The sequence below is a fragment of the Mycolicibacterium grossiae genome (assembly GCF_008329645.1).
In the GTDB taxonomy this organism is placed as follows: Bacteria; Actinomycetota; Actinomycetes; order Mycobacteriales; family Mycobacteriaceae; genus Mycobacterium; species Mycobacterium grossiae.
Map to the genome: position 1 here is coordinate 4,189,627 of NZ_CP043474.1, position 20,847 is coordinate 4,210,473.

A 20,847-nucleotide genomic window follows, 5' to 3' on the forward strand; every position below is an offset into this window, starting at 1 on the left:
GTCGACTTCCCCGTTACGCGGCCTGCGTCACCGACTCGGCCGTGGGCTCCAGTGCCAGCGCGACGATCTCGGCGACGTCGGTCATCGGCCGCACGTCGAGTGCCGTCAGCACCTCGGCGGGCACCTCGTCCAGGTCGGGCTCGTTGCGCTGCGGGATGAAGACGGTCGTCAGCCCGGCCCGTTGCGCCGCCAGCAGCTTCTGCTTGACGCCGCCGATCGGTAGCACCCGCCCGTTCAGCGTGACCTCACCGGTCATGCCGACGTCGCCGCGCACCTGCCTGCCGGTGGCCATGGAGACCAGCGCGGTGACCATCGTGACGCCGGCCGACGGGCCGTCCTTGGGCACCGCGCCCGCGGGCACGTGCACGTGGATCTGCCGGTCCAGCGTCTTCGGGTCGACGCCCAGCTGGTCGGCGTGGGCACGCACGTAGGAGAGCGCGATCTGCGCCGATTCCTTCATCACGTCGCCCAGCTGACCGGTCAGCTTGAGCCCCGGTTCGGCGTCGGTCGAGCCGGCCTCGATGTAGAGGACGTCGCCGCCGAGGCCGGTGACGGCCAGCCCGGTCGCCACGCCCGGCACCGCGGTGCGCTCGTTGGACTCCGGGGTGAACCGCGGCCGGCCCAGGTAGCCGACCAGGTCCGGCTCGTCGATGGTGATCGGCGTCGGATCCGCAGCCAGCTTCGTGGTGGCCTTCCGCAGCGCCTTGGCCAGCAGCCGTTCGAACTGCCGCACGCCCGGTTCGCGGGTGTAGTCCGCCGCGACCTTGCGCAGCGCCTCGTCGGTCACCCGCACCTCGTCGGGCGTGAGCGCTGCGCGCTCGGCCTGCCGGGGCAGCAGGTAGTCGCGGGCGATCGCCACCTTGTCGTCCTCGGTGTAGCCGTCGATCTGAATCAACTCCATGCGGTCCAGCAGGGCCGACGGGATGTTCTCGATGACGTTGGCCGTCGCCAGGAACACGACGTCGGACAGGTCGAGATCCAGCTCGAGGTAGTGGTCGCGGAACGTGTGGTTCTGCGCCGGGTCCAGCACCTCGAGCAGCGCCGACGACGGGTCGCCGCGGTAGTCCGAGCCCACCTTGTCGATCTCGTCGAGCAGCACGACGGGGTTCATCGACCCCGCCTCGCCGATGGCACGCACGATGCGGCCGGGCAGCGCGCCGACGTAGGTGCGCCGGTGCCCGCGGATCTCGGCCTCGTCGCGCACGCCGCCCAGGGCGACGCGGACGAACTTCCGGCCCAGCGCCCGTGCCACGGACTCACCCAGCGACGTCTTGCCGACACCGGGAGGGCCGGCGAGCACCATGACGGCGCCCGAACCGCGGCCGCCGACGACGGACATCTTGCGCTGCGCGCGCCGCGACCGCACGGCCAGGTACTCGACGATGCGGTCCTTGACGTCGTCGAGGCCGTGGTGGTCGGCGTCCAGGATGTTCCTGGCGGCCGCCAGATCCGTCGAGTCCTCGGTGGTGACGTTCCAGGGCAGGTCCAGGACGGTGTCCAGCCACGTGCGGATCCAGCCGCCCTCGGGGCTCTGGTCGCTGGAGCGCTCCAGCTTGCCGACCTCGCGCAGTGCGGCCTCGCGCACCTTCTCGGGCAGATCGGCCGCGTCGACGCGGGCCCGGTAGTCGTCGGAGCCCTCCTCGCCGTCGGGACCCAACTCGCCGAGCTCCTTGCGGATCGCGGCCAGCTGCTGGCGCAGCAGGAATTCCTTCTGCTGCTTGTCCATGCCGGCGCGGACGTCCTCGGCGATCTTGTCGGTCACCTCGACCTCGGCCAGGTGGTCGCCGGTCCACTCGACCAGCAGCCGCAGCCGGCGGGCCACGTCCTCGGTCTCGACCAGCTCGCGCTTCTGCACGTCGGTCAGATAGGACGCATAGCCCGCGGTGTCGGCGAGTGCCGACGGGTCACTGATCTTGTTGACCACGTCGACGATCTGCCACGCCTCGCGGCGCTGCAGCATCGCCAGCAGCAGCTTCTTGTAGTCGGCGGCGAGCGTCTTGACGTCCTCGGCGGCGGGGGTGTCGGCGACCTCGGTCACCTCCACCCACAGCGCGGCGCCGGGGCCGGTGGTGCCGGAGCCGATGTGGGCGCGGCGCTCACCGCGCACGACCGCGGCCGCACCGCCGCTGGGCATGCGGCCGACCTGGACGATCGAGGCGAGCACGCCGTGGGTGGGGTAGCGGTCGTCGAGCCGCGGGGCGATCAGCAGCTTGCCGGTGTCGGTGGCCTGCGCCGCGTCGACCGCGGCCCGGGCGGCGTCGTCGAGTTCGACCGGCACGACCATGCCGGGGAGCACGATGGGCTCGCTGACGAACAAGACGGGCACCGAGATGGTTTCGGGCATCGATCCTCCTGTATTCGGTCAACGGAAAGTTGAACCTGCTGCGCTCAACCTCGTGCCCGGGTGCTTTGTTCCCCCGTGGTTTCGCCGGTGGTGGAATAGCGGCCCCGCCCGCGGTGGTCGTAGCTCCGGTGAGCGAAGAAGCGAAGACGAATGACGGCATCGCCGGCAAGGTGGTCGCGATCACCGGCGCCAGCAGCGGGATCGGGGAGGCGACGGCGCGACTGCTCGGCGCCCGGGGGGCGCGGCTGGCGCTCGGCGCGCGCCGCACCGACCGGCTCGACCGCCTCGCCGAGGAGCTCGGTGGAGACGGCGTGGAGGTCCTGACCCAGGCCACCGACGTGACGCGGCGCGCCGATCTCGACGCCCTGGTGGCCGCGGCCGTCGAGCGGTTCGGCCGGCTCGACGTCCTCGTCGGCAACGCGGGCATCAGCAAGATCGGTCCGGTCGAGAACGGCGACGTCGCCGGCTGGGCGTCGATGCTGGAAGTGAACGTCATGGGCGTCCTGCACGGGATCGCCGCAGCTACACCGGTCTTCCGGCGCCAGGGCCGCGGCCACGTGGTGACGACGGTGTCGACGGCCGGGTTGAAGATCGTGCCCGAGATGGGCGTCTATGCCGGAACCAAGAACGCGGTGCGCACCATCATGGAGGCGCTGCGTCAGGAATCCACCGACGGCGTCATCCGCACGACGAGCATCTCGCCGGGCTACGTCCGCACCGAACTCGGGGATTCGATCGACGACCCCGGCCTGGCTGCCCAGATCCGCGAGACCATGGCCGCCTACGGCCTGGACCCCGCCGCGGTGGCGCGGGCGATCGCGTTCGCCGTCGAGCAGCCGCACGACGTCGAGATCGGTGACCTGACCATCCGACCGACCGTGCAGGGCTGACGAACGAGAAGGGAGCCTGCCGTTCGGGGGGTAACGGCAGGCTCCCTGGTTCGTACGGGGTCAGGCGACGGCCTGGGCCCCCAGCACCCGCTGCAGGTCGGGCTTCATCATCTGCAGCTGCTGTCCCCAGTAGCCCCAGCTGTGGGTACCGGCCTGCGGGAAGTTGAACACGCCGTTGGTGCCGCCCGCGGCGACGTAGTTGTCGCGGAAGGTGAGGTTGGTCCGCAGCGTGAACCCTTCGAGGAACTGGGCCGACATCAGGTTCCCGCCACCGCCGGAGGTGTCGAGGTCCGACGGCGTACCGGTGCCGCAGTAGATCCAGACCCGGGTGTTGTTGGCGACCAGCTGGCCGATGTTGACCATCGGGTCGTTGCGCTTCCAGGCCGGGTCATTGGACGGACCCCACATGCTCTCGGCGTTGTAGCCGCCGGCGTCGTTCATGGCCAGGCCGATCAGCATGGGCCACCAGCCTTCCGACGGGTTCAGGAAGCCGGACAGCGAGGCCGCATACACGAACTGCTGCGGGTGGTAGATCGCCAGCGTGAGCGCGCTGCCGCCGGCCATCGAAATGCCTACTGCGGCATTGCCGTTGGGCGACACGCCCTTGTTGGCCTGGAGGTAGGCGGGCAGTTCCTGGGTCAGGAACGTCTCCCACTTGTAGGTGTAGTCCTGACCGTTGCCCTGCGACGGCCGGTACCAGTCGGTGTAGAAGCTGGACTGGCCGCCCACCGGCATGACGGTCGACAACCCGGACTGGTAGTACCACTCGAAGGCCGGGGTGTTGATGTCCCAGCCGTTGTAGTCGTCCTGCGCGCGCAGGCCGTCGAGCAGGTAGACCGCGTGCGGACCGCCACCTTGGAACTGCACCCGGATGTTGCGGTTCATCGACGGGGAGAAGACGTCGAGGTACTCGACGGGAAGGCCGGGCCGGGAGAAGGCGCCTGCCGTCGCCGACCCTCCGGTGAAGCTGATCAACCCCGGCAGGGTGAGGGCTGCGAGCGCCCCCACGACCAGCCGGCGCAACCACGTGGCGCGAATACTCCTGACGAATTTCATGTCGACGACAACCCTTTCCTTGCTCTTCGAGCTTCCCTGACGTTTCCAAAAGCAATCGCCATTGCCTTGCGAGCGTCAGTGAATCACGCGGATGTGGTTCGTTCGCCGCGTCAACGCCGCGTCGCCACGTCGCGGTTGGCTAACGATCCGGACTCGCGGTCGATACCGGGTTGCGCTCGCCGACAACCGCATTCGCGTCCGTGACCCGGCCGTGACCCCGCCATGACGCGGCCGTGATCCGCTCAGCGGAGACGTTGGCGAAGCAGCCCGTTCGACGACGGCGGGGAGGACTCACTGCGGGACGCGTGCTCGGCCGCCGCCAGCGCCCGGCGCACGTCGTTCTTGCGCTCCTCGATCGTGCGGCCGATCTCCTGCAGCAGCAACGGCTTCCGCGCGACCAGCTCCTCCAGCGGCGCGCGATCGATCTGCACCACCGTCACCTCGTCGACGGCGTAGGCGCCGGTGGACACGGGCTCGCGGGTGAGCGTCGTCGAGCCGAGGAAGTCGCCCTCTTCCAGCGTCCGGACCGGGATGAGTGCCCCGTCCTCGCCGTGGGCGATCAGGCGCACGCGTCCGTTGACGATGAAGGACATCCGCTTGGGGGTCTGCCCGGGGAACTGCAGCGCCTCCTCGGCGCCGTAGCGGGTGAGACGCACGGCGGGGAGCAACTGCTGGTGGTCGGCGTCGGTGAGCCGCAGCGTGGGGGAGACGATGCGCAGCGACGTCTCGACGCGCTCGGGACTGCCGAAGTCGTCGGCGACGCCGTCGAGCTTCAGCCCGGCGCGCCGCGCGGCGTACCAGGTCCAGCGCAGGAACGTCGACCGCGCCGCGAAGCCGTCCGCGGGTGAGTGCAGCGGGATCGACGTCGCGAACGCGCCCGTGCCGGTCGTGACGGTCGACGGGGCGGCGCCGTCGCGCAGCTGAGGCAGTCCGGCGGCGACGCGATTCAGCATGGCGCAGACGTCGTCGGGCGGATCGGTCGAGTCGAACGTGGTCTCGACCGAGATGACGTGCGCCCCCTGCGGGCGGCTGAGGTTGGTGAAGGACGCGGCGGCCAGCACCGAGTTCGGGATGATCTGCAGTCCGCTGCCGGTGTCGATGTGGGTGGCGCGCCAGTTGACCTCCACCACCCGGCCGCGTGCCGACGGGGTGTCCACCCAATCGCCGAGCTGGAACGGCTGCTCGAAGAGCACCAGGAGTCCGGAGATGATCTGGCCCACCGAGTTCTGCAGCGCCAGGCCGAGAACGATCGAGGAGATGCCGAGCGCGGTGAACAGACCACCGACGTTGGCCCCCCAGACGTAGGAGAAGATGAGCGCCAGCCCGACGGCGATCACCGCGAACCGCGCCACGTCCAGGAAGATCGACGGAATGCGTTGCCGCCAAGAGCCTTCCGGGGCGCCCTGGAAGAGGGTCGCATTCAGACCGGAGAGGGCCAGCACCAGCACCACGAATCCCAGCACGGTCGCGACGATGCGGACCGGCGTCGCCTCGGCCGACACCTGGGTGGCCTTGACCAGGAGCAGTAGCAGCGCGCCGAGGGGCAGGATGTAGTTGCGGATCAGACCGATCGGCTTGGCGAGACCGCTGCCGCGGCGGACGAGTGCCGCCCGCACCTCGGTGAGGACCACCAGGCAGATCGGCAGCGCCACCGCCACACCGACCGCCCAGTGGAACCAGGAGGCGTCCACGATGCTCGTCACGGGTGTCGCTCCGCGAGACGCCAGACCGCCTCCTGGCCGTCGGCGAGTTCGACGGTGCCGGCGTCGGTGAACTGCCGGGTGTCGCGCATGGCGTCGTACACCCGCGAAGTCACGTAGATGCCGGGCTGGGGGGCGCCGCGCTGCACCTGGTGGGCCAGATCGACGGCGGTGCCCCACATGTCGTAGGCGAGGCTGGTCCGGCCGACCAGGCCGCTGCTGACGGTGCCGGTGTCGATGCCGGCCCGCAGCCGCAGCGCGCTGCCGGTCTCACCGTTGAAGCGGTCGACGATGCGCTGCATCTCGACGGCGAAGTCGACGGTGCGCCGGACGTTGTCCAGCCGCGGCACGGTGAGCCCGCAGCTCGCGAGGTAGCCGTTGCGCAGGGTGCGCACCCGTTCGACGCCGAGACCCTCGGCGACGGCGTCGAATTGGCGCACCAGCCGGTTGACCACCGACAGCGACTCGTCGGAGCTGAGATCGGCGGCGAAGTCCTCGAAGCCGACGAGGTCGGCGAAGATGACCGTCACGTCCTGATGGTCCTGGGCGATCGTCTCCTCGCCCTCGCGGTAGCGCGCGACCACCGGTTCGGGCATCAGCGACAGCAGCAGCCGATCGTTCTCGCGCCGCTGCTCGGTCAGCAGATCCTCCTTGATCGCCAGGTTGCGACTCATGTCGTTGAAGGCGACGGTCAGATCGCCGAACTCGTCGCGCGAGGTCACCGGCAGCGTGCTGCCGTAGGCACCGGAGCTGATCCGCTGCGCACCGTCCTCGAGACGCCGGATGGGCCGGACGAACAGCCGCGCCAACAGCATCGCGGCGATGCAGACGACGAAGATGATCCCCGTCGTCGACAGCACCAGCGTGCGGGTGAAGGCGGAGACCGGCGCGAACGCCTCGGAGGTGTCGATCTTCGCGACGATGGTCCAGCGCAGTCCCGGGATGTCGGCGGGCGCATACGCCTGCAGGGTCTCGTGACCCAGATAGTCGTCGGCGATCAGCGTGCCGCGTTGGCCGCGCTGCGCCGCGCGCGTCGCCTCGGTCGCCACCGGTTGCACCAGGGTGGTGCCGCGCTGGCGTATCGCCTGTTCCGCGACGTCGGGAGGAGTGCCCGCGTCGACGACGTCGCGCTGATAGGCCTTCGGGTCCTCGAGGAACAACCGCGAGTCCGATCGCATCAGGTCGTCCGGGCCGACGATGAACGTCTCGCCGGTCCGTCCCATGCCGGCGTCCTCCCACCGCCGGTCCATCGTCATCAGACGGTTGATCTTCGAGATCGGGAACTGCAGCGCGAGAACGCCTTCGGCGCGACCCGCGGGCCCCACCGGCGTCACGAACCACGCGGTCGGCTCGTCCGCGGGCTGATAGTCGCTGAAGTCGGTCACCCCGACGTAGTCGACGGCGTTCGATTCCAGCGCCTGCTGGTAGGCACTGGTGAGGTCACCGCCGCGATAGGGTCCGGTGAGGATGTTGCTGCCGAGGTCGACGCCCTTGTAGGCGGTGTAGACGATGTTGCCGCGGGTGTCCAGCAGCAACGCGTCCTCGAACTCGAAGCGCGTCACGATCTCCCGGAAGAACGCGTTGAATTGGGCATTGGCCGCCGACCATGCGCTCCCGTCGCGGGCGTCGTCCAGGCGAATCGCCCGTGCCCAGTCGTCGAAGGGCGTCGAGTAGTGCACCTGCAGATAACGCTGGGCGCTGGACGTGGGAAGTAGCGCGGCGACGTCGATGTCCTGACCCGTCTGCGCCTTCTCGTCGCGAGCGAACTGGTTCGTGTAGTAGTCGACGAGGGACTGCTGCTGCGCGGGGTCGATCGGTGCCTGCGCCAGTTGGTCGAAGCCGGCGGTGAAGCCCTCGATCGCCTGGGTGGTCGTGGTGCCGCGCGCGTAGACCACCAGTTCGTTCTTCAAATCCGCGATGCCGGCCCGCAACTGGCGGCTCTGCGACTGCCGGATCTCGGTCAGCCGGTCGAATGCCGATGCGCGCAATGAGTTCCGGCCGGACTGGTAGCCGATGGCGCCGACCACGGCGGCCGACAGGATCGACGTCAGCAGCAGCATGACGAGCAGCTTGCTCTGGATGCTAACCCGTGACAGCACCCCGCGGCTGCGAATCGTCGCGGTGCGCGCGGCAGCGGGCGCGGTGTCCCCGGGGAGCGTCATCGGTTGTACACGGTATCCGGCACGGGGGCGCTGACCACGGTGGACGCCGATATCGGCACCGAGTCGAGACCCACCGCGACTAGCGTGAGGACATGACCGATGCCCACGATCTTCAGCGCTTCGTCGACGCGCAGCAGCGGGTGTACGACGACGTGCTCGCCGAACTGCGGTCGGGCCGCAAGCGCAGCCACTGGATGTGGTTCGTCTTTCCGCAGCTTCGCGGCCTCGGCCACAGCAGCACCGCCCAGCACTACGGCATCGCCTCCCGCGCCGAGGCGAGGGGCTACCTCGCGCATCCGGTGCTCGGCGTGCGGTTGCGCGAATGCGCTCGGATCGTCGCCGGACTCGAGGCCACGACGGCGCGCGAGGTGTTCGGCCAGCCGGACGACCTGAAGCTGAAGTCGTCGATGACGTTGTTCGCGCTGGCCGCCGACGCGGCCGACGCCGGCGACTTCACCGCGGTGCTCGACGCCTTCTACGGCGGTGAACGCGACGAGACGACGGCGCGGATGTGGCGGGGGCTGCCCTAGCTTCGGTGATCGGACACGATCGCCCAGCCGTGCGCGGCGACGTGGACCTCGGTGACGACGTCCTCGGCGGGTGCGCCGGACCCCGCGACCACGCGCCCGCTCGTGACGCCGTGGTCGGCGAGCCGGACGTGCATGGGCGCGTCGTCGACGTTGAGCGCCACCAGGAGTGCGTCCGACCCGGCGCTCGCCCGGTAGAGGTACTGCTTGTTGTCGAGCGCGAGTGCGGTGGTCCGGGCGGCGTGCAGCCAGGGGTGCCGGCGGCGGAGGCCGATGAGGTGCTGGTGGGTGCGGCGCACGTCGTCGCCCGGGTCGCCGTCTGGCGGCGCCGCGCCGAACTCGGGACGGACGGCGTCGTCGCCACCGGCGCGATCCTCCTTCACGCCGCGGTAGCCCCACTCGTCACCGGCGTAGATGCTCGGCACACCGCCGAGGGTGAACAGCAGGGCCAGCGCGTGCTCGACGTGACGGACGTCGGTGAGCTGGCTCGCGATGCGCGTGACGTCGTGGTTGCCGACGAAGGTCATGGGGACGAACGTGTCGAGGAACTCGTCGTGGCGGCGCAGCGCCCAGTCGAGTTCGTGGAAGTTGCCGTCGTTGAGGCTGCTCCAGATCGCCTTCCACAGTTCGTACTGGGTCACCGAGTCGTAGGTCGCCGCCCGGACCATCGCCGCGTAGTCGCCGTGGATGACCTCGGCGACGAACCACGCGTCGGGATGATCGCGGCGCACGCGGGGCAGCACCTCGGCCCAGAAGCGGTCGGGTACGGCGTAGGCCGCGTCGAGCCGCCAGCCGTCCGCGCCGCGGCGCAGCCAGTGCGCCATGACGTCGGCGACGTAGTCGATCACCTCGGGGTGCCCGTGATTCAGCGCGATCAGCCCGTCGTGGCCCTCGAAGGTCTCGAACCGACGCTGCCTGCCGCGCGTCCGGAACCAGGCCGCCGAGGGATGGTCGGGTCCCCCGTCGCGCGCGTCGACGTAACGGGCGAAGTCGGGTCCCACGTGGTTGAACACGCCGTCGAGCAGGACGCGCAGACCGCGGCGGTGCGCTTCGGCGACGAGCCGGTCGAAGTCCGCATCGTCCCCAAGCCGCGGGTCGATTCGATAGTGGTCGGTGGTGTCGTAGCCGTGCGTGCGCGAGGCGAACACCGGCCCCAGCGCGATGCCGGATGCGCCGAGCGCCACGGGATGGTCGAGCCAGTCGACGATCCGGCCGAGGCGGTGCTCGCCGGCCGTCGGTGCGGGATCGGCCGGGTACGCGCCCACGAAGCCCAGCGGGTAGACCTGCCACCAGATGGCGTGCTCGACCCAGCCGGTCACGGGCGGAACGCCGCTTCGTAGAGGGACTTCATCTCGTCTTCGAGATCCGGGGCCGGGCCGTCGACCGGGATCCGCGGGGCGACCGCGTTGATCTGCAGGGGAACGACCGGCGGGGGCGTGGAACCCCACTCGGTCTGCCAGGTGATCAGCTGCTTGGACGAGGCGGCGTAGACGATGCGACCGAGGCCCACCCAGCCGTGGGCGGCGGCGCACATCGGGCAGTGCTCCCCGGAGGTGTACACCGTCGCGCGAACCCGTTGCACCGCAGGCAGATTGGCTGCCGCCCAGCGAGCGATCTCGAACTCCGGGTGGCGGGTGCCATCGCCGTCCTTGACGCGATTGCGGTCCTCGAAGCGCACGGCGCCGTCGGCGTCGACGAGCACCGAGCCGAACGGTTCGTCACCGTCGTCGAGCGCCTCGCGCGCCAGCTCGACGCATCGGCGGAGATGTCGGAGATCCTCGGCGCTGAGCGACATCCGTCGGAGTCTACGCAGGCCGTCGCGCCGGACGGTGGAGACCGAGGGGGTTACGGCGGCGGGGGTGGCACCCACGGCTGTGGCGGTGGCGCCCACGGCTGTGGCGGTGGTGCCCACGGCTGCGGTCGACGGTGGGCGAGCCACCGGCGGGTGGACGCGTTGAGCGCGACGATGACGAGCACGACCGGCAGCACGACGCTGCTGACGGTGCTCAGCGAGTTGGTCCCCGAGGCGGGCGAGACCCCGGAGCGCACCCCGTATTCGACGAACTGGCTGGCGATGATCGCGAAACCCGCCCCGGCGGCGACCCATCGACCGGGCATGCGCCGGCGCATCAACAACACCGCAGCGGTGACGAGGACCGCTGCGAGGACCAGACGCACGATCCCCTGGAACACCAGGAACCCCGGCACCCACTCGCGGATGGCGGTGCCGGTGTCGGAGAGTTCGGCGGCCACGGCGAGATACCCGAGGAACGTGAAGCCCTGGAACACCGCGAGCACCAGACACAGCACGATCGCGGTGACGGCGGTGCCAGAACTCGGGGGCGGCGGACCGAACGGGTGACTCCCCGACGGCAGCGGATACGGCTGCGCCTGCGGATACGGCTGCGGGTAGGGCTGCGGGTAGGGCGGGGCCGGGTACGGCGGGTACTGCTGCGGGTACTGGGGATAGTCCTGCGGCGCATCCTGCTGCGGCGGAGGACCCCACTGCGGGTCGGGCTGCTGCGGCCACGGGTTCACGGGGACGACGCTACTGAACGTCGGCCGGACCCGAGGCGCGATCTTCGAGACGCCCGGGCCGTCAGCCGAACCCACGACGGACCGTCCCGCGCGGGTCGCCGCTCAGCACCACGGCGGAGCGACCATCGTGCCGCACAGGGCGCGCGACATCGGGTCGAACTTCTCCAGGTGCGAGGTCTTCGCAACGGGTTCCGGCACCGCCCTCGTCGCCGCGGGCGGATGGACGGGTGCGGGGCGCCGCGTTGCGGCGTGCCAGAAGATACCGCCGCAGACGGCAAACGTAACCAAACTTGCGATAGCAAGCTTCCATACCATTCGACGGATTTTACACACAGGTCAATACCGTGGCGCGGTAACGCGCTCGATGCGTGTCGCTGTCGTCGGCGTGAACTGCACTGACACCGGCCCGGGCACGGTACCGGCGCGCTCGGCGGCTTAGCTCATCTCACGGGCAACGGCCCGTCGCCGTGTCGATCAAGCAGATGGCGCGTTGTTTGCCACATCGACACGAACGCGACCGGTCGACGGCGTCGTCGGCGGCGCGATCGAGGCCGCGCGGTGCGCATCGAGGCTGGCGGCGGGCTCGCCGGCGGGTTGGCGCTAGGCGTCGAGGCGGCACGCGCAGGAGGCGCGCACCGGGACGTCGGCGCGAGCGACGGCGAGATCGAGTTGCTGACCGATCAGCACCGCTTCCTCCGCGCGCCCCAGCCGCTGCAGGCATTCGTGGTAGCCGTGCAGACTCCACACGTTGTTCGGGTGCTGGCAACACCGGCTGAGCGTCGGGTCCAGACCGAGGTCGGCGGCGTACACGCGCGCCGCCTCCTCGACGTGCCCCTGCTCCAGGAGGAGCGCGCCGTACGCATGGCGCGTCGGTTGCATCCAGCCCCACGGCTCGTCATAGGGAAGGGCGTCGTCGAGGTCGATCGCCCGGCGCAGTGCTGCGAAGGCGTGGTCGTAACGGCCCTCGCGGTAGGCGATCTCGCCGTCCAGCATCGCCGCGGCGACGGCGAGGATGTCCCGACTGGTGTTGTTGAACAGGTACCGCGTATCCGGAATGCGCGCGTAGGCCTCGGCGAACGCCGCCTGCTCTGCGCGGGCACCGTCGACGTCACCCGTCGCGGCGCGCGCCACGCCGCGGCCGTAGTGAATGGTGGCCGTCGTGGTGCAGTACAGCTCGCGGTCCTCGGGGAGTGCTTCGGCCAGCAGCTCATCCCAGCGGCCGAAGCGCACCAGCACGTGCACGCGCAGCGGCGCGAAGGCCTCCAGCCAGTCGGCCATCGGGGGTGACGGTACCGCCAGCAGCTCCGGCGTCAACTGTGCCGCGAGTTCGTCGGCGGCGGCCAGAGCCGTGTCGTAGCGCCCCTCGAACATCGCGGAGTAGACGACGAAGTGCAGGTCGTGCGCGCGGTACAGCGAGTAGAAGTTCAGCGGTCCGCGATGGGAGACGAACTTCCGATCCGCCGCCACGGCAGCCTCGTTCGCGGCGATCGAGCTGCGGTAGTCCCCGCACAGCACGTCGATGTGGCTGGGCATGTGGCGCAGGTGCCCGGCATCGGGGACCAGGCCGCGCAGCAGGTCCGCCGCGGGCAACGCCCGTTCCGGGTTCGCGGACATCTCGAGCGCATGCAGGTAGAGGTGCAGCACCCCGGGGTGGGCGCGGCCGGCGTCGGTCGCCAGGGCGGCGTCGAGCAGGTCGGTGGCCTCGAGCACGCGCGAGCCCGCTGCCGGTTCGCCGGTCGCGGTGTCCCACAGCGCCCATGCCGACACGTTCAGCAGGGCGTCCGCGGCCAGGGCGACGACGTCGACGTCATCGGGTCGGGCCGAGGCCAGCGCGCTCATCGCGTCGGCGTAGGCGTCGTGTCCCCGTTCGAGCGCTTCGGCGTCGTCCGCATCCGCGGTCGGGAACCGGGCCGTCAGGGCGTCAATCAGACCCCGCTCGGTCGCCGTCGTCCGGCCCTCGGCGGCCAGCGTCAGTTCCATCCGGGCCCGCGCCAGCGACGCCGCGCGGTCCACCGGATCGAAGGCGTCCCAGGCCTTGTTGTAGTTCGGCCCGATGGCGTACGCAATGCCCCACCGGGCAATGGCCAGAGCGGGATCGAGCGCCAATGCCCGTTCGAAGCAGACGACGGCCTCTTCGTGATTGAACGCGTACGCCCACACCAGACCCCGGTCGAACCAGACCTGCGCCTGCGGTGACGGCGTGTCAATCGGTCGGTGAAAGGACCCGAGGTCGTAGTACGGCTCCGTCTCGTCGACCGGCTGCGTCCCCGTCATGGCTCGCACGATAATTGAGCACCGACCGCAACGCGCCGGATCGGATCACCGTGGCGACGATCGCGAGCAGGCATCCGGCGGCGGCCCACACCAGCAGCGTGACGAGCGGCGTCGCTGCGCCGTGACCGCCGAAGTACTCGACGCTGCGGAGCAGCGAGACGCCCGAGCCCTGCGGCACGATGCCGTTGAACGTGGTGTAGAAGCCGGTGAGCAGCGGCTTGCCGACCGGTCCGGCCGCCGCTGAGTTGCCGACGATGACGAGGAACATCGTGAGCAGCGCCGAGGCGACGGTCCCGAAGGCGGCGGCGACGCCGGTGACCGCACCCGCGACGGCGATGGCGTAGAGGAAGAGCGCGCCGAACACCTGCCAGGTGTGGCCGGTGAGGGCGCCGAGGACGCCGTCGACGTAGAGCGTCACGCCGCCGGCGAGCACGGCCGAGTAGGCGGCCAGGCTCAGCGTGCGCCAGCCCAGGGTGACGGCGTGGCGCACGCTGCCCATCATGCGGTTGAACACCGTGGCGCCGACCGACGCACCGATCGACAGGAAGATGACGGCGTAGAACACCACCGTGCCCTGCGGGTCCTCGGCGGTGGTGGGTGCGACGTCGGTGACGGTCGCCGCCAGCCCGGCCTTCGCGGCGACCGCCCGGCCGACGGTCTCCGCGGCGTTCGCCACGCTGCGGCCACCGCCGCCCGCGACGTACACGTCGAGGTGGCCCGGTGAGGTGACGGCGAAGGCCGCGTCGACCCGACGCTCGTAGACCTCGGCGCGCGCCGCGGCCGCGTCCGCGACCGGTGTCACCGTCAGCGCGTCCTGCGCCCGCATCCCGTCGACCAGCTGCTCGGGGGCGGCGACCGCCACCGACAGGTGGTGCAGCGTCGGCTTCGCGAAGGCGCCGGAGTAGCTGGCGATCATCGCGACGACGAAGACGGCCAACGCCGCCATGATGAGCGCCATGTTGCGCACGTCGGTGCGCGACGGGCGGTTGCGGACCGGTTCGTCGACGGCGGCGTCGGGGGTGTTGTGCTTGCCCATGGTGGGGCCTTTCTGGTGAGTGGTTCAGCGCGCGGGGCTCAGGCCGAGCAGCGCGTCGACGGTGTCGAGCGCGGCGGTCACCCGGCCGCGCAGATCGGTGGCGTCGGCGTCCTCCATCCAGGACCGCAGGACCTCCTGGAAGCCACCGACCAGGAAGCGGCTGACGGCGTCGGTCTTCAGTCCGGCGATCGCCCCGACGACGGGCATGCCGCGGCGGGCGAGCTCGTCGCAGGCGGGCAGGAGCGCCGCGCGGAACGCCGAGACCACCCGTTGGGTCACCGCGCTCGGCACGACGTTGTGGTACATCGCGCGGTGCTCGGCCGCGAGGTCGAAGACCCGCAGGATGCGGGTCCGCGGTTCGGCGTCGGGGTCGATGTCGGCGGTCGCGGCGTCGAAGGCCACCGAGAAGGCCGATGCGACGGCGTCGTCGCGATCGGTGAAGTGCTGATAGAAGACCTGCCGGCTCACGCCCGCGCGAGCGACGAGGTCCGCCACCGTGATCCGGTCGACCGCGCGTTCGTGCGCGAGGTCGAAGGCCGCCTCGCGCAGCATCGTCCGCACGCGTTCGGCGCGGGGATCGGAGCTGTGCGTTCGTGCGGCCATGCCGACGATGCTATGTCTTTCGTAGACACATGACCACGAAGTCGGCGATGATCTTCGCCACGGCGCTCGCTCGGCTGTGATGCGGGTCGCCCGCGGGGCGTAGCGTGGCTGCGTGATCCGGTGCGTGCGGTTGTGGAGCGGCGCGGACGGTGGTTCGCACGTCGAGATCGGGCATCTCGACATCCGGCCGGGTCGCAACGACGACCTGCTGTCCGGAGCCATGTCGGCCACCCACGTCACCGTGGAGGAGACCGCCGGCGGCGGATCGCTCGCCTGGCACACCGCGCCGGTGCGTCAGCTGGTGGTGACGCTCAGCGGGACGCTGCACTTCACCACGCGCGACGGCGAGCAGTTTTTTCTGCACCCCGGCGACATCCTGCTCGCCGAGGACACCGAGGGCACCGGCCACCAGTGGACGCTCGAAGGCACCGACCCGTGGCGGCGGATGTACGTCGTCCTCGCCCCGGCCGCCGACGTCCCGTTCGTCCGCGACTGACGGTTCTGCCGTCCCTCCCGCCGCCACTGTGAACCTGGCGACGCATATCCCGGGTGACGCGTCGTCAGATTCACACTCGGCGCCCGACAGCACCGAGTGTGGGCCTTGCGCACGGATTTCGGCCTCATCGCGTACGCAACACCCACACTCGCCGAGTGTGTGGGTCCGGGCGGGTCCACTCGCGCAATGCATGCACCATCCACACACTCGACGCCCAACCCCGCCGCGACTGTGAATCTGGCGACGCAGATCCCGGGTGACGCGTCGTCAGATTCACACTCGCCGGGCGGCGACGGGCACCGGAATCAGGCGGGTGACGCCAGCCGCACGGAAACCGAATGTCGTTGTGTCGCATCGTCGTAACGTCGGCACCAGCGTGCCAGCCACGCGCGGAGCCGGTCGAGGTCGCCGGCGGTGCCAGCGGCGGCGAGGTAGCCGTCGGGTCGCATCAGCAGCCAGGCCGGGGCCGGCGCCACCTCGTCGGGCAGCGACGCCTGCCGGACGTCGACCGCGCCGGCCCACGGCGCCACCGCGGCGGCGATGCCGTCGATGCCGGAGTGCACCACCGTCAGGGCGGCCGGGGCGAGCAGGTCGTAGAGGCGCCCCTCGGGCAACGTCGAGTCGGGGACGCGGTCCCCGGCCCGCAGTGACCCGAGCCGTCCGCCGCCTTCGGCGAGCCGCTGACCGCGGTAGGACGCGGACAGCTGACCCAGCCGCGGGGCTGCCTTGCGCTGCACGGCGTCGCGCGCCAGCACGCGCGGCGCGAGGGCCACCAGCGCAGCGTGCGCCAGCGGGTGGGTCGAGTTGAACACCGTGGTCGCGCGTTCGGTCATCGCCACCAGATCGCGGATCACCGGCAGCCGGTCGGATTCGTAGGTGTCCAACAGCTCGGGCCGGGCGAGCCCGCGGCGCACCATGGCGAGCTTCCAGCACAGGTTGAGCATGTCCTGGATGCCTGCGTTCATGCCCTGCCCGCCGGCGGGGCTGTGCACGTGCGCGGCGTCGCCGCCGAAGAACACCCGGCCCGCCCGCAACGTGTCCATGTGTCTGCTGTTGATCCGGAAACGCGAACTCCATTGCAGCGCAGTACATTTCGCCGTGACGTGCACCGTGCGGTCGTAGAGCGCCTGGATGTCGCCCAGCGAGGGTTCTGCGGCGTCGCCGGTGACGTGGTCGGGGTCGGTCGCCATGAAGCGGAAGCGGCGTCCGCCCATGGGGAAGACGGCGAGGAAGCCGCGGCGGGCGAGGAAGATCGAGAGCTGGTCGTTGGCGATGTCGGCGTCCAGGCATACGTCGCCGAGGACGTAGTCCTGGTCGATGGCGCGTCCGGAGAAACCGAGGCCGAGGTGCTTGCGCACCGGGCTGTGCGAGCCGTCGGCGGCGATGACGTAGGACGCAGCCACCGTCTCGGCGCGGCCGTCGACGTGGCGCAGGACGACGGTGACGCCGTCGCCGTCCTGCTCGAGCGATTCGAAGGCGACGCCACGTTCCACGTCGACGCCGAGCGCGGTCGCCCGTTCGGCGAGCAGCCGCTCGGTCTGCGACTGCGCCAGCATGAGGACGAAGTCGTATTCACTGTGCATGCGGTGCAGCTCGATGGCCGCGATGCGGCGCCCGCCGGCGTGCAGCGCGGTGGCGCGGACGCGGTTGCCCAAGGGCAGCATCGCGTCGCTGATGCCGCGCGGGCGGAGCAGTTCGAGGGTCCGCGCCTGGACGCCCAGCGCCCGCGACGTGGTCGACGGCGCCGTGGCGCGGTCGACGATGCGGACCGGCACGCCGAGACGGGCGAGTTCGAGCGCCGCGGTGAGGCCGGTGGGTCCGGCTCCGACGACGAGGACGGGGTGGTCGGCGTGGGCGGCCATGGCGGTGTCCTCCGAGCATGTCAACGATTGGTGACTTGAACGCTAGGCCGCCATCCGCGTCATGTCAACGAGTGATGACTTAAGCTCGGCCCATGGCTTCGATCCGACCCCGCAACGCCGCCGAGACGCGGGCCGACATCCTCGCCGCGGCGCGTCTGCGCTTCGGTGCGGACGGCTTCGAACGCACTACGCTGCGCGCGGTCGCGGCGGACGTCGGCGTCGATCCGGCGCTGGTGATCCGCTACTTCGGCAGCAAGCAGGACCTGTTCGCCGCCGCCGCGGAGTTCTCGGTGGACCTGCCCGACCTGCGCGACGTCGCACCCGACGACCTCGCCGACGCGCTGTTCGGCCGCTTCTTCGCGGTGTGGGAGCAGGACACCACGTTCGTGGCGCTGCTGCGGGCGGCGATGACGAGCCCCGCGGCGGCCGACACGATGCGCAAGGTGTTCGCCACGCAGGTGGCGCCCGCGCTGGCGGCCGTGACCCCCGACCACGCCGAGCAGCGTGCGGGACTGCTCGGCGCCTTCGTCATCGGACTGGCGACGACGCGCTACGTCCTAGCCAACCCGGCCGTCGCTGACCTCTCGCCGGACGACCTCATCCGGTGGGCGCGGCCCGTGGTGCGACGGTTGCTGGTGGACGACGCACCGTGATTCGACACCACCGCTGGAACGTGTTCTAGTGCTGGCATGGTCGAGTTCACCGTCGAGCAGCTCGACGCCGAGCAGGTGGCCCGGTTGCGGGCGGTGTTCGGGCCGCTCACCGAGTCCGTCCGTGACCTGATCGACGCCACGATCCGCACCGAGGTCGACGCCGACGCGGTGGCCGCCGCCAAGGCCGAGATCGACGCCGCCACCGCACGGTTGCGCAGCCGCCAGCTCGACGGCCCGTTCGGCGTCCGGTTGTCCGAGGGTGGCCAGATGCCGTGGGGCAACCCGGTGATCGGGCTGCGCAACCCGATCGCGCCGCCGCTGCTCATCCACCGCTCCGACGACGGCCGGGTGGTCACCGACTTCCACCTCGGCGCGGCCTTCGAAGGACCGCCGGGGCACGTGCACGGCGGTGTGTCGGCACTGGTCCTCGATCACCTGCTGGGCGAGGCCGCCAGCAGCGCCGAGCATCCCCGGCTCACGGGGACCATCTCGCTGCGCTACCTGCGGACCACGCCGCTGGGCGACCTGCACGCCGAGGCGCGCATCGAGCGCACCGAGGGCATCAAGACCTACGCCGTGGGACACCTCGCCGACGCCGACGGCGTGACCGTGGAGGCTCAGGGCGTGTTCATCACGCCGAAGTGGGCGCGCTGACACCTCGCGCGGCGGTGCTCAGCCCGGAATCGCGGACGCCACCTCGACCAGCCGCTCGGCCACGGTGTCGATCTCGACGAGCAGCACCCGGGTCGAGGCGTCGTCGAACCGCGCGAGTTCACCGCGCACCCGGGCCGACGCCCCGTTCAGGGCGTCGACATTGAGCGTCCACGCCGAACCCGGCGTCTGCGGGTCACCGCGCAGCGCCTCGACCAGCTCGTCGACCGCACTCACCAGCGCGGCCGTCGTGGGTGCGGAGCGCCGCGCCGGCAGGTTGGCCTCCAGCGCCGCGCACGACGCGGTGACGGCGTTCAGACCGGCCCGGTAGGAGCTGAGCCACCGGCGCAGCGCGGTGTCGTCCATCAGCCCCGTCGCCGCAGCCTCCTCGAACGCCGCCCGCGCGCGGAAGGCGCGGTCCCAGGACGCCGCGAGGAGTTCGTCGGGACGGTCGACGTCGTGCACCGAGGCACGGATGACAGCCGCGGCGTAGTCGATCTCGGCCTTGAGGAGTTCGCCGGCACGCAGCCGCAGCCGCACCGACGCGCGGTCCGGCAGCACGACGTGGGCGAGGACCGCCAGGACGCCGCCGATGAGCGTTGCCAGCACCCGATCACCCATCGCGACGATGCCCGTGCCGCCCGGGATGTCGAGCAGGAACACGATCGCCGCCGCCAGCGACGCGCTGGCGGCGACGTAGCCGCGGGTGGACACGACGTAGGCGAGGCCCAGCACCGCGACGCCCAGCGCCGCGCCGACCGGTCCGCTCGGGCCGAGCACCACGGTCACCGTGGTCGCCAACACCACCCCGAGCACCATGCCCGCCACCCTTCCGAGGCAGCGGGTGTAGGTGTGCGCGGTCTCCGGGCGCAGCGCCATCACCACCGCCAGCGGAATCCACAGCCCGTGGGCGACCTCCGCGACGCGGGCGATCGCCACGCCACAGCCGGTGGCCAGCGCCAGCCGCACGGCGTGCCGCAACACGGGCGACCCGTTGCGCAGTTGCTGGCGCACCTGCGACACCGTGCGGGCGACGAAGTCCGACCAGGAGTTCTGCCGGACCTCGGACGCCCCGCCCGGTCGCGGCACCGCCTCGCCGAAGCGCAGCGTCGCCGCGTCGTGCAGTTGGGCGGCCAGCCGCTGGGCCACCCCGCGCGCCGCGTCGTCGACGTCGTCGACCGCCGCGTCGACCCGTTCCAGCGCGGCACGGACCAGCCGGGCGTTGGCGCGGGTGGGCCAGGCCGTGGCCGCCAGGGCGTCACCCGCCGCGGTCAGCAGCCCCGTCAGGTCGTCGTCCGGCCCGCCGGCATCGCCTCTGCGGGTGTCGCTGACGGCACTCAGCGTCACCGCGATCCGCTCCGGCAGCCCGTACCAGGCGCGGTAGGCGAGGGGCCGGCGCAGGCTCCGGCCATCAGCCGGAAGGAAGGTGGCGCGCAGCGCCTGCAGCGGTTCGCGCGCCACCCGGCGTTCGGAATCGCGCGTCAACCCGTGTGCGTCGTGGGCCAGTGACTCGTAGGCCGCGGCCAGGGCCGCCCGCTGCGCGCGCCAGCGCCGCCGGGGCCACCATCCGATGAGCGCGGCCTGGGCGAGACCGCCGAGCACCGCGAGACCGGCGGCCGCAGCGGCGGGCAGCCACCCGCCGGCCTCCGGGCGCGCCACGACGATCAACACGGTCGCGGCGGCCGCGATGAGCCCGGAATTGCTTCCGGCCGCCCACGCCATGCCCGCCCAGAAGCACCAGATGGTCACGACCACGGTGAAGATCGCCCAGTGCCCGACGGTGGCCGCGCCCAGGAACACCGCCGCACCACCGACCAGCGACACGCCGATGACGAGGGGCACCCGGCCGTGCGGACTGTCCTGCAGCGCAGTGGCTCCGGCGATCGCGGCGGCCCCGGTGGCGGCCATGGCGCCCGTGGCGCCGAGGAGGTAGAGACCAGCCACCGCCACGACCAGGACGGCGATGAGGCTGCGCGCGACCGCGCCGGCATCCGGCACGCTCAGCCGCTCCCTCACCCCGCCTTTCTACCGGAGACCACCCGCCACACCGCGGCG

General features: G+C 71.2%; 17 protein-coding genes. 5 read left to right on the forward strand and 12 right to left on the reverse strand.

Annotation, left to right across the window (positions count from 1 at the left end; genetic code table 11):
- Nucleotides 1-13 precede the first annotated feature (13 nt).
- Entirely contained in the window at nt 14-2,344 is a 2,331-nt protein-coding gene (gene lon, locus FZ046_RS20145; RefSeq protein WP_070353189.1) for an endopeptidase La, read from the reverse strand.
- A 128-nt stretch (nt 2,345-2,472) separates the two neighbouring features.
- Between lon and FZ046_RS20150 the strand changes: the two genes are divergently transcribed.
- Nucleotides 2,473-3,234 carry an SDR family oxidoreductase gene (locus tag FZ046_RS20150; protein ID WP_070353190.1) on the forward strand — a complete coding sequence of 254 codons (762 nt, stop codon included), beginning with the start codon at nt 2,473-2,475 and terminating at the stop codon, nt 3,232-3,234.
- A 60-nt stretch (nt 3,235-3,294) separates the two neighbouring features.
- Here the strand turns inward: FZ046_RS20150 and FZ046_RS20155 are convergent, their stop codons facing one another.
- The 3 genes from FZ046_RS20155 to FZ046_RS20165 all read right to left on the reverse strand — a co-directional run bounded on the left by FZ046_RS20155 (nt 3,295) and on the right by FZ046_RS20165 (nt 8,152).
- A complete protein-coding gene (locus tag FZ046_RS20155; protein WP_070353191.1) occupies nt 3,295-4,290 on the reverse strand; it encodes an esterase family protein in 996 nt (331 codons plus the stop codon).
- A gap of 242 nt (nt 4,291-4,532) precedes the next feature.
- On the reverse strand, nt 4,533-5,993 hold the full coding sequence (locus FZ046_RS20160) for a mechanosensitive ion channel domain-containing protein (protein ID WP_070353192.1): 1,461 nt from the start codon (nt 5,991-5,993) through the stop codon (nt 4,533-4,535).
- Entirely contained in the window at nt 5,990-8,152 is a 2,163-nt protein-coding gene (locus FZ046_RS20165; protein WP_070353193.1) for an adenylate/guanylate cyclase domain-containing protein, read from the reverse strand. The genes FZ046_RS20160 and FZ046_RS20165 overlap by 4 nt, the downstream gene beginning before the upstream one ends.
- Nucleotides 8,153-8,244: 92 nt before the next feature.
- Between FZ046_RS20165 and FZ046_RS20170 the strand changes: the two genes are divergently transcribed.
- The gene (locus tag FZ046_RS20170; protein ID WP_070353194.1) at nt 8,245-8,682 is read left to right on the forward strand and encodes a DUF1810 domain-containing protein; all 438 of its coding nucleotides are present in this window, start codon (nt 8,245-8,247) and stop codon (nt 8,680-8,682) included.
- On the opposite strand, the gene FZ046_RS20175 is transcribed toward FZ046_RS20170, so the two are convergent.
- From FZ046_RS20175 to FZ046_RS20200, 6 genes are all read right to left on the reverse strand, one after another.
- On the reverse strand, nt 8,679-9,998 hold the full coding sequence (locus FZ046_RS20175; RefSeq protein WP_070353195.1) for an alpha-amylase family glycosyl hydrolase: 1,320 nt from the start codon (nt 9,996-9,998) through the stop codon (nt 8,679-8,681). The two genes, FZ046_RS20170 and FZ046_RS20175, sit on opposite strands and share 4 nt — an antisense overlap.
- On the reverse strand, nt 9,995-10,474 hold the full coding sequence (locus FZ046_RS20180; RefSeq protein WP_070353234.1) for a nucleoside deaminase: 480 nt from the start codon (nt 10,472-10,474) through the stop codon (nt 9,995-9,997). The genes FZ046_RS20175 and FZ046_RS20180 overlap by 4 nt, the downstream gene beginning before the upstream one ends.
- A 50-nt stretch (nt 10,475-10,524) precedes the next feature.
- Entirely contained in the window at nt 10,525-11,217 is a 693-nt protein-coding gene (locus FZ046_RS27475) for a hypothetical protein (protein ID WP_070353196.1), read from the reverse strand.
- Between the two features lie 600 nt (nt 11,218-11,817).
- The gene (locus FZ046_RS20190; protein ID WP_070353197.1) at nt 11,818-13,491 is read right to left on the reverse strand and encodes a tetratricopeptide repeat protein; all 1,674 of its coding nucleotides are present in this window, start codon (nt 13,489-13,491) and stop codon (nt 11,818-11,820) included.
- Entirely contained in the window at nt 13,421-14,527 is a 1,107-nt protein-coding gene (locus tag FZ046_RS20195) for an ABC-2 transporter permease (RefSeq protein ID WP_070353198.1), read from the reverse strand. The genes FZ046_RS20190 and FZ046_RS20195 overlap by 71 nt, the downstream gene beginning before the upstream one ends.
- A 24-nt stretch (nt 14,528-14,551) precedes the next feature.
- On the reverse strand, nt 14,552-15,130 hold the full coding sequence (locus FZ046_RS20200; protein WP_070353199.1) for a TetR/AcrR family transcriptional regulator: 579 nt from the start codon (nt 15,128-15,130) through the stop codon (nt 14,552-14,554).
- A gap of 112 nt (nt 15,131-15,242) precedes the next feature.
- Here FZ046_RS20200 and FZ046_RS20205 point away from each other — a divergent pair, with 112 nt between their 5' ends.
- Complete coding sequence (locus FZ046_RS20205) at nt 15,243-15,626, forward strand: cupin domain-containing protein (protein WP_070353200.1); 384 nt, start codon at nt 15,243-15,245, stop codon at nt 15,624-15,626.
- Nucleotides 15,627-15,931: 305 nt separating this feature from the next.
- Here FZ046_RS20205 and FZ046_RS20210 read toward each other — a convergent pair whose 3' ends face one another.
- Nucleotides 15,932-17,488, reverse strand: a complete 1,557-nt coding sequence (locus FZ046_RS20210; RefSeq protein ID WP_070353201.1) for an FAD-dependent oxidoreductase — start codon at nt 17,486-17,488, stop codon at nt 15,932-15,934.
- Between the two features lie 92 nt (nt 17,489-17,580).
- On the opposite strand from FZ046_RS20210, the gene FZ046_RS20215 reads away from it, so the two are divergent.
- Together FZ046_RS20215 and FZ046_RS20220 are read left to right on the forward strand one after the other, a co-directional pair.
- A complete protein-coding gene (locus FZ046_RS20215; protein ID WP_070353202.1) occupies nt 17,581-18,141 on the forward strand; it encodes a TetR/AcrR family transcriptional regulator in 561 nt (186 codons plus the stop codon).
- A 36-nt stretch (nt 18,142-18,177) separates the two neighbouring features.
- Nucleotides 18,178-18,795, forward strand: a complete 618-nt coding sequence (locus tag FZ046_RS20220) for a PaaI family thioesterase (RefSeq protein WP_070353203.1) — start codon at nt 18,178-18,180, stop codon at nt 18,793-18,795.
- 18 nt (nt 18,796-18,813) lie between these two features.
- Here FZ046_RS20220 and FZ046_RS27690 read toward each other — a convergent pair whose 3' ends face one another.
- Entirely contained in the window at nt 18,814-20,808 is a 1,995-nt protein-coding gene (locus FZ046_RS27690) for an FUSC family protein (RefSeq protein WP_070353204.1), read from the reverse strand.
- Nucleotides 20,809-20,847 lie beyond the last annotated feature (39 nt).

Bases quoted from the DNA above. Each gene is read 5' to 3' on its own strand.
- lon (WP_070353189.1), bottom strand. From the start codon at position 2,344: ATGCCCGAAACCATCTCGGTGCCCGTCTTGTTCGTCAGCGAGCCCATC.
- FZ046_RS20155 (WP_070353191.1), bottom strand. From the start codon at position 4,290: ATGAAATTCGTCAGGAGTATTCGCGCCACGTGGTTGCGCCGGCTGGTC.
- FZ046_RS20165 (WP_070353193.1), bottom strand. From the start codon at position 8,152: ATGACGCTCCCCGGGGACACCGCGCCCGCTGCCGCGCGCACCGCGACG.
- FZ046_RS20170 (WP_070353194.1), top strand. From the start codon at position 8,245: ATGACCGATGCCCACGATCTTCAGCGCTTCGTCGACGCGCAGCAGCGG.
- FZ046_RS20180 (WP_070353234.1), bottom strand. From the start codon at position 10,474: ATGTCGCTCAGCGCCGAGGATCTCCGACATCTCCGCCGATGCGTCGAG.
- FZ046_RS20190 (WP_070353197.1), bottom strand. From the start codon at position 13,491: ATGACGGGGACGCAGCCGGTCGACGAGACGGAGCCGTACTACGACCTC.
- FZ046_RS20195 (WP_070353198.1), bottom strand. From the start codon at position 14,527: ATGGGCAAGCACAACACCCCCGACGCCGCCGTCGACGAACCGGTCCGC.
- FZ046_RS20200 (WP_070353199.1), bottom strand. From the start codon at position 15,130: ATGGCCGCACGAACGCACAGCTCCGATCCCCGCGCCGAACGCGTGCGG.
- FZ046_RS20210 (WP_070353201.1), bottom strand. From the start codon at position 17,488: ATGGCCGCCCACGCCGACCACCCCGTCCTCGTCGTCGGAGCCGGACCC.
- FZ046_RS20215 (WP_070353202.1), top strand. From the start codon at position 17,581: ATGGCTTCGATCCGACCCCGCAACGCCGCCGAGACGCGGGCCGACATC.
- FZ046_RS20220 (WP_070353203.1), top strand. From the start codon at position 18,178: ATGGTCGAGTTCACCGTCGAGCAGCTCGACGCCGAGCAGGTGGCCCGG.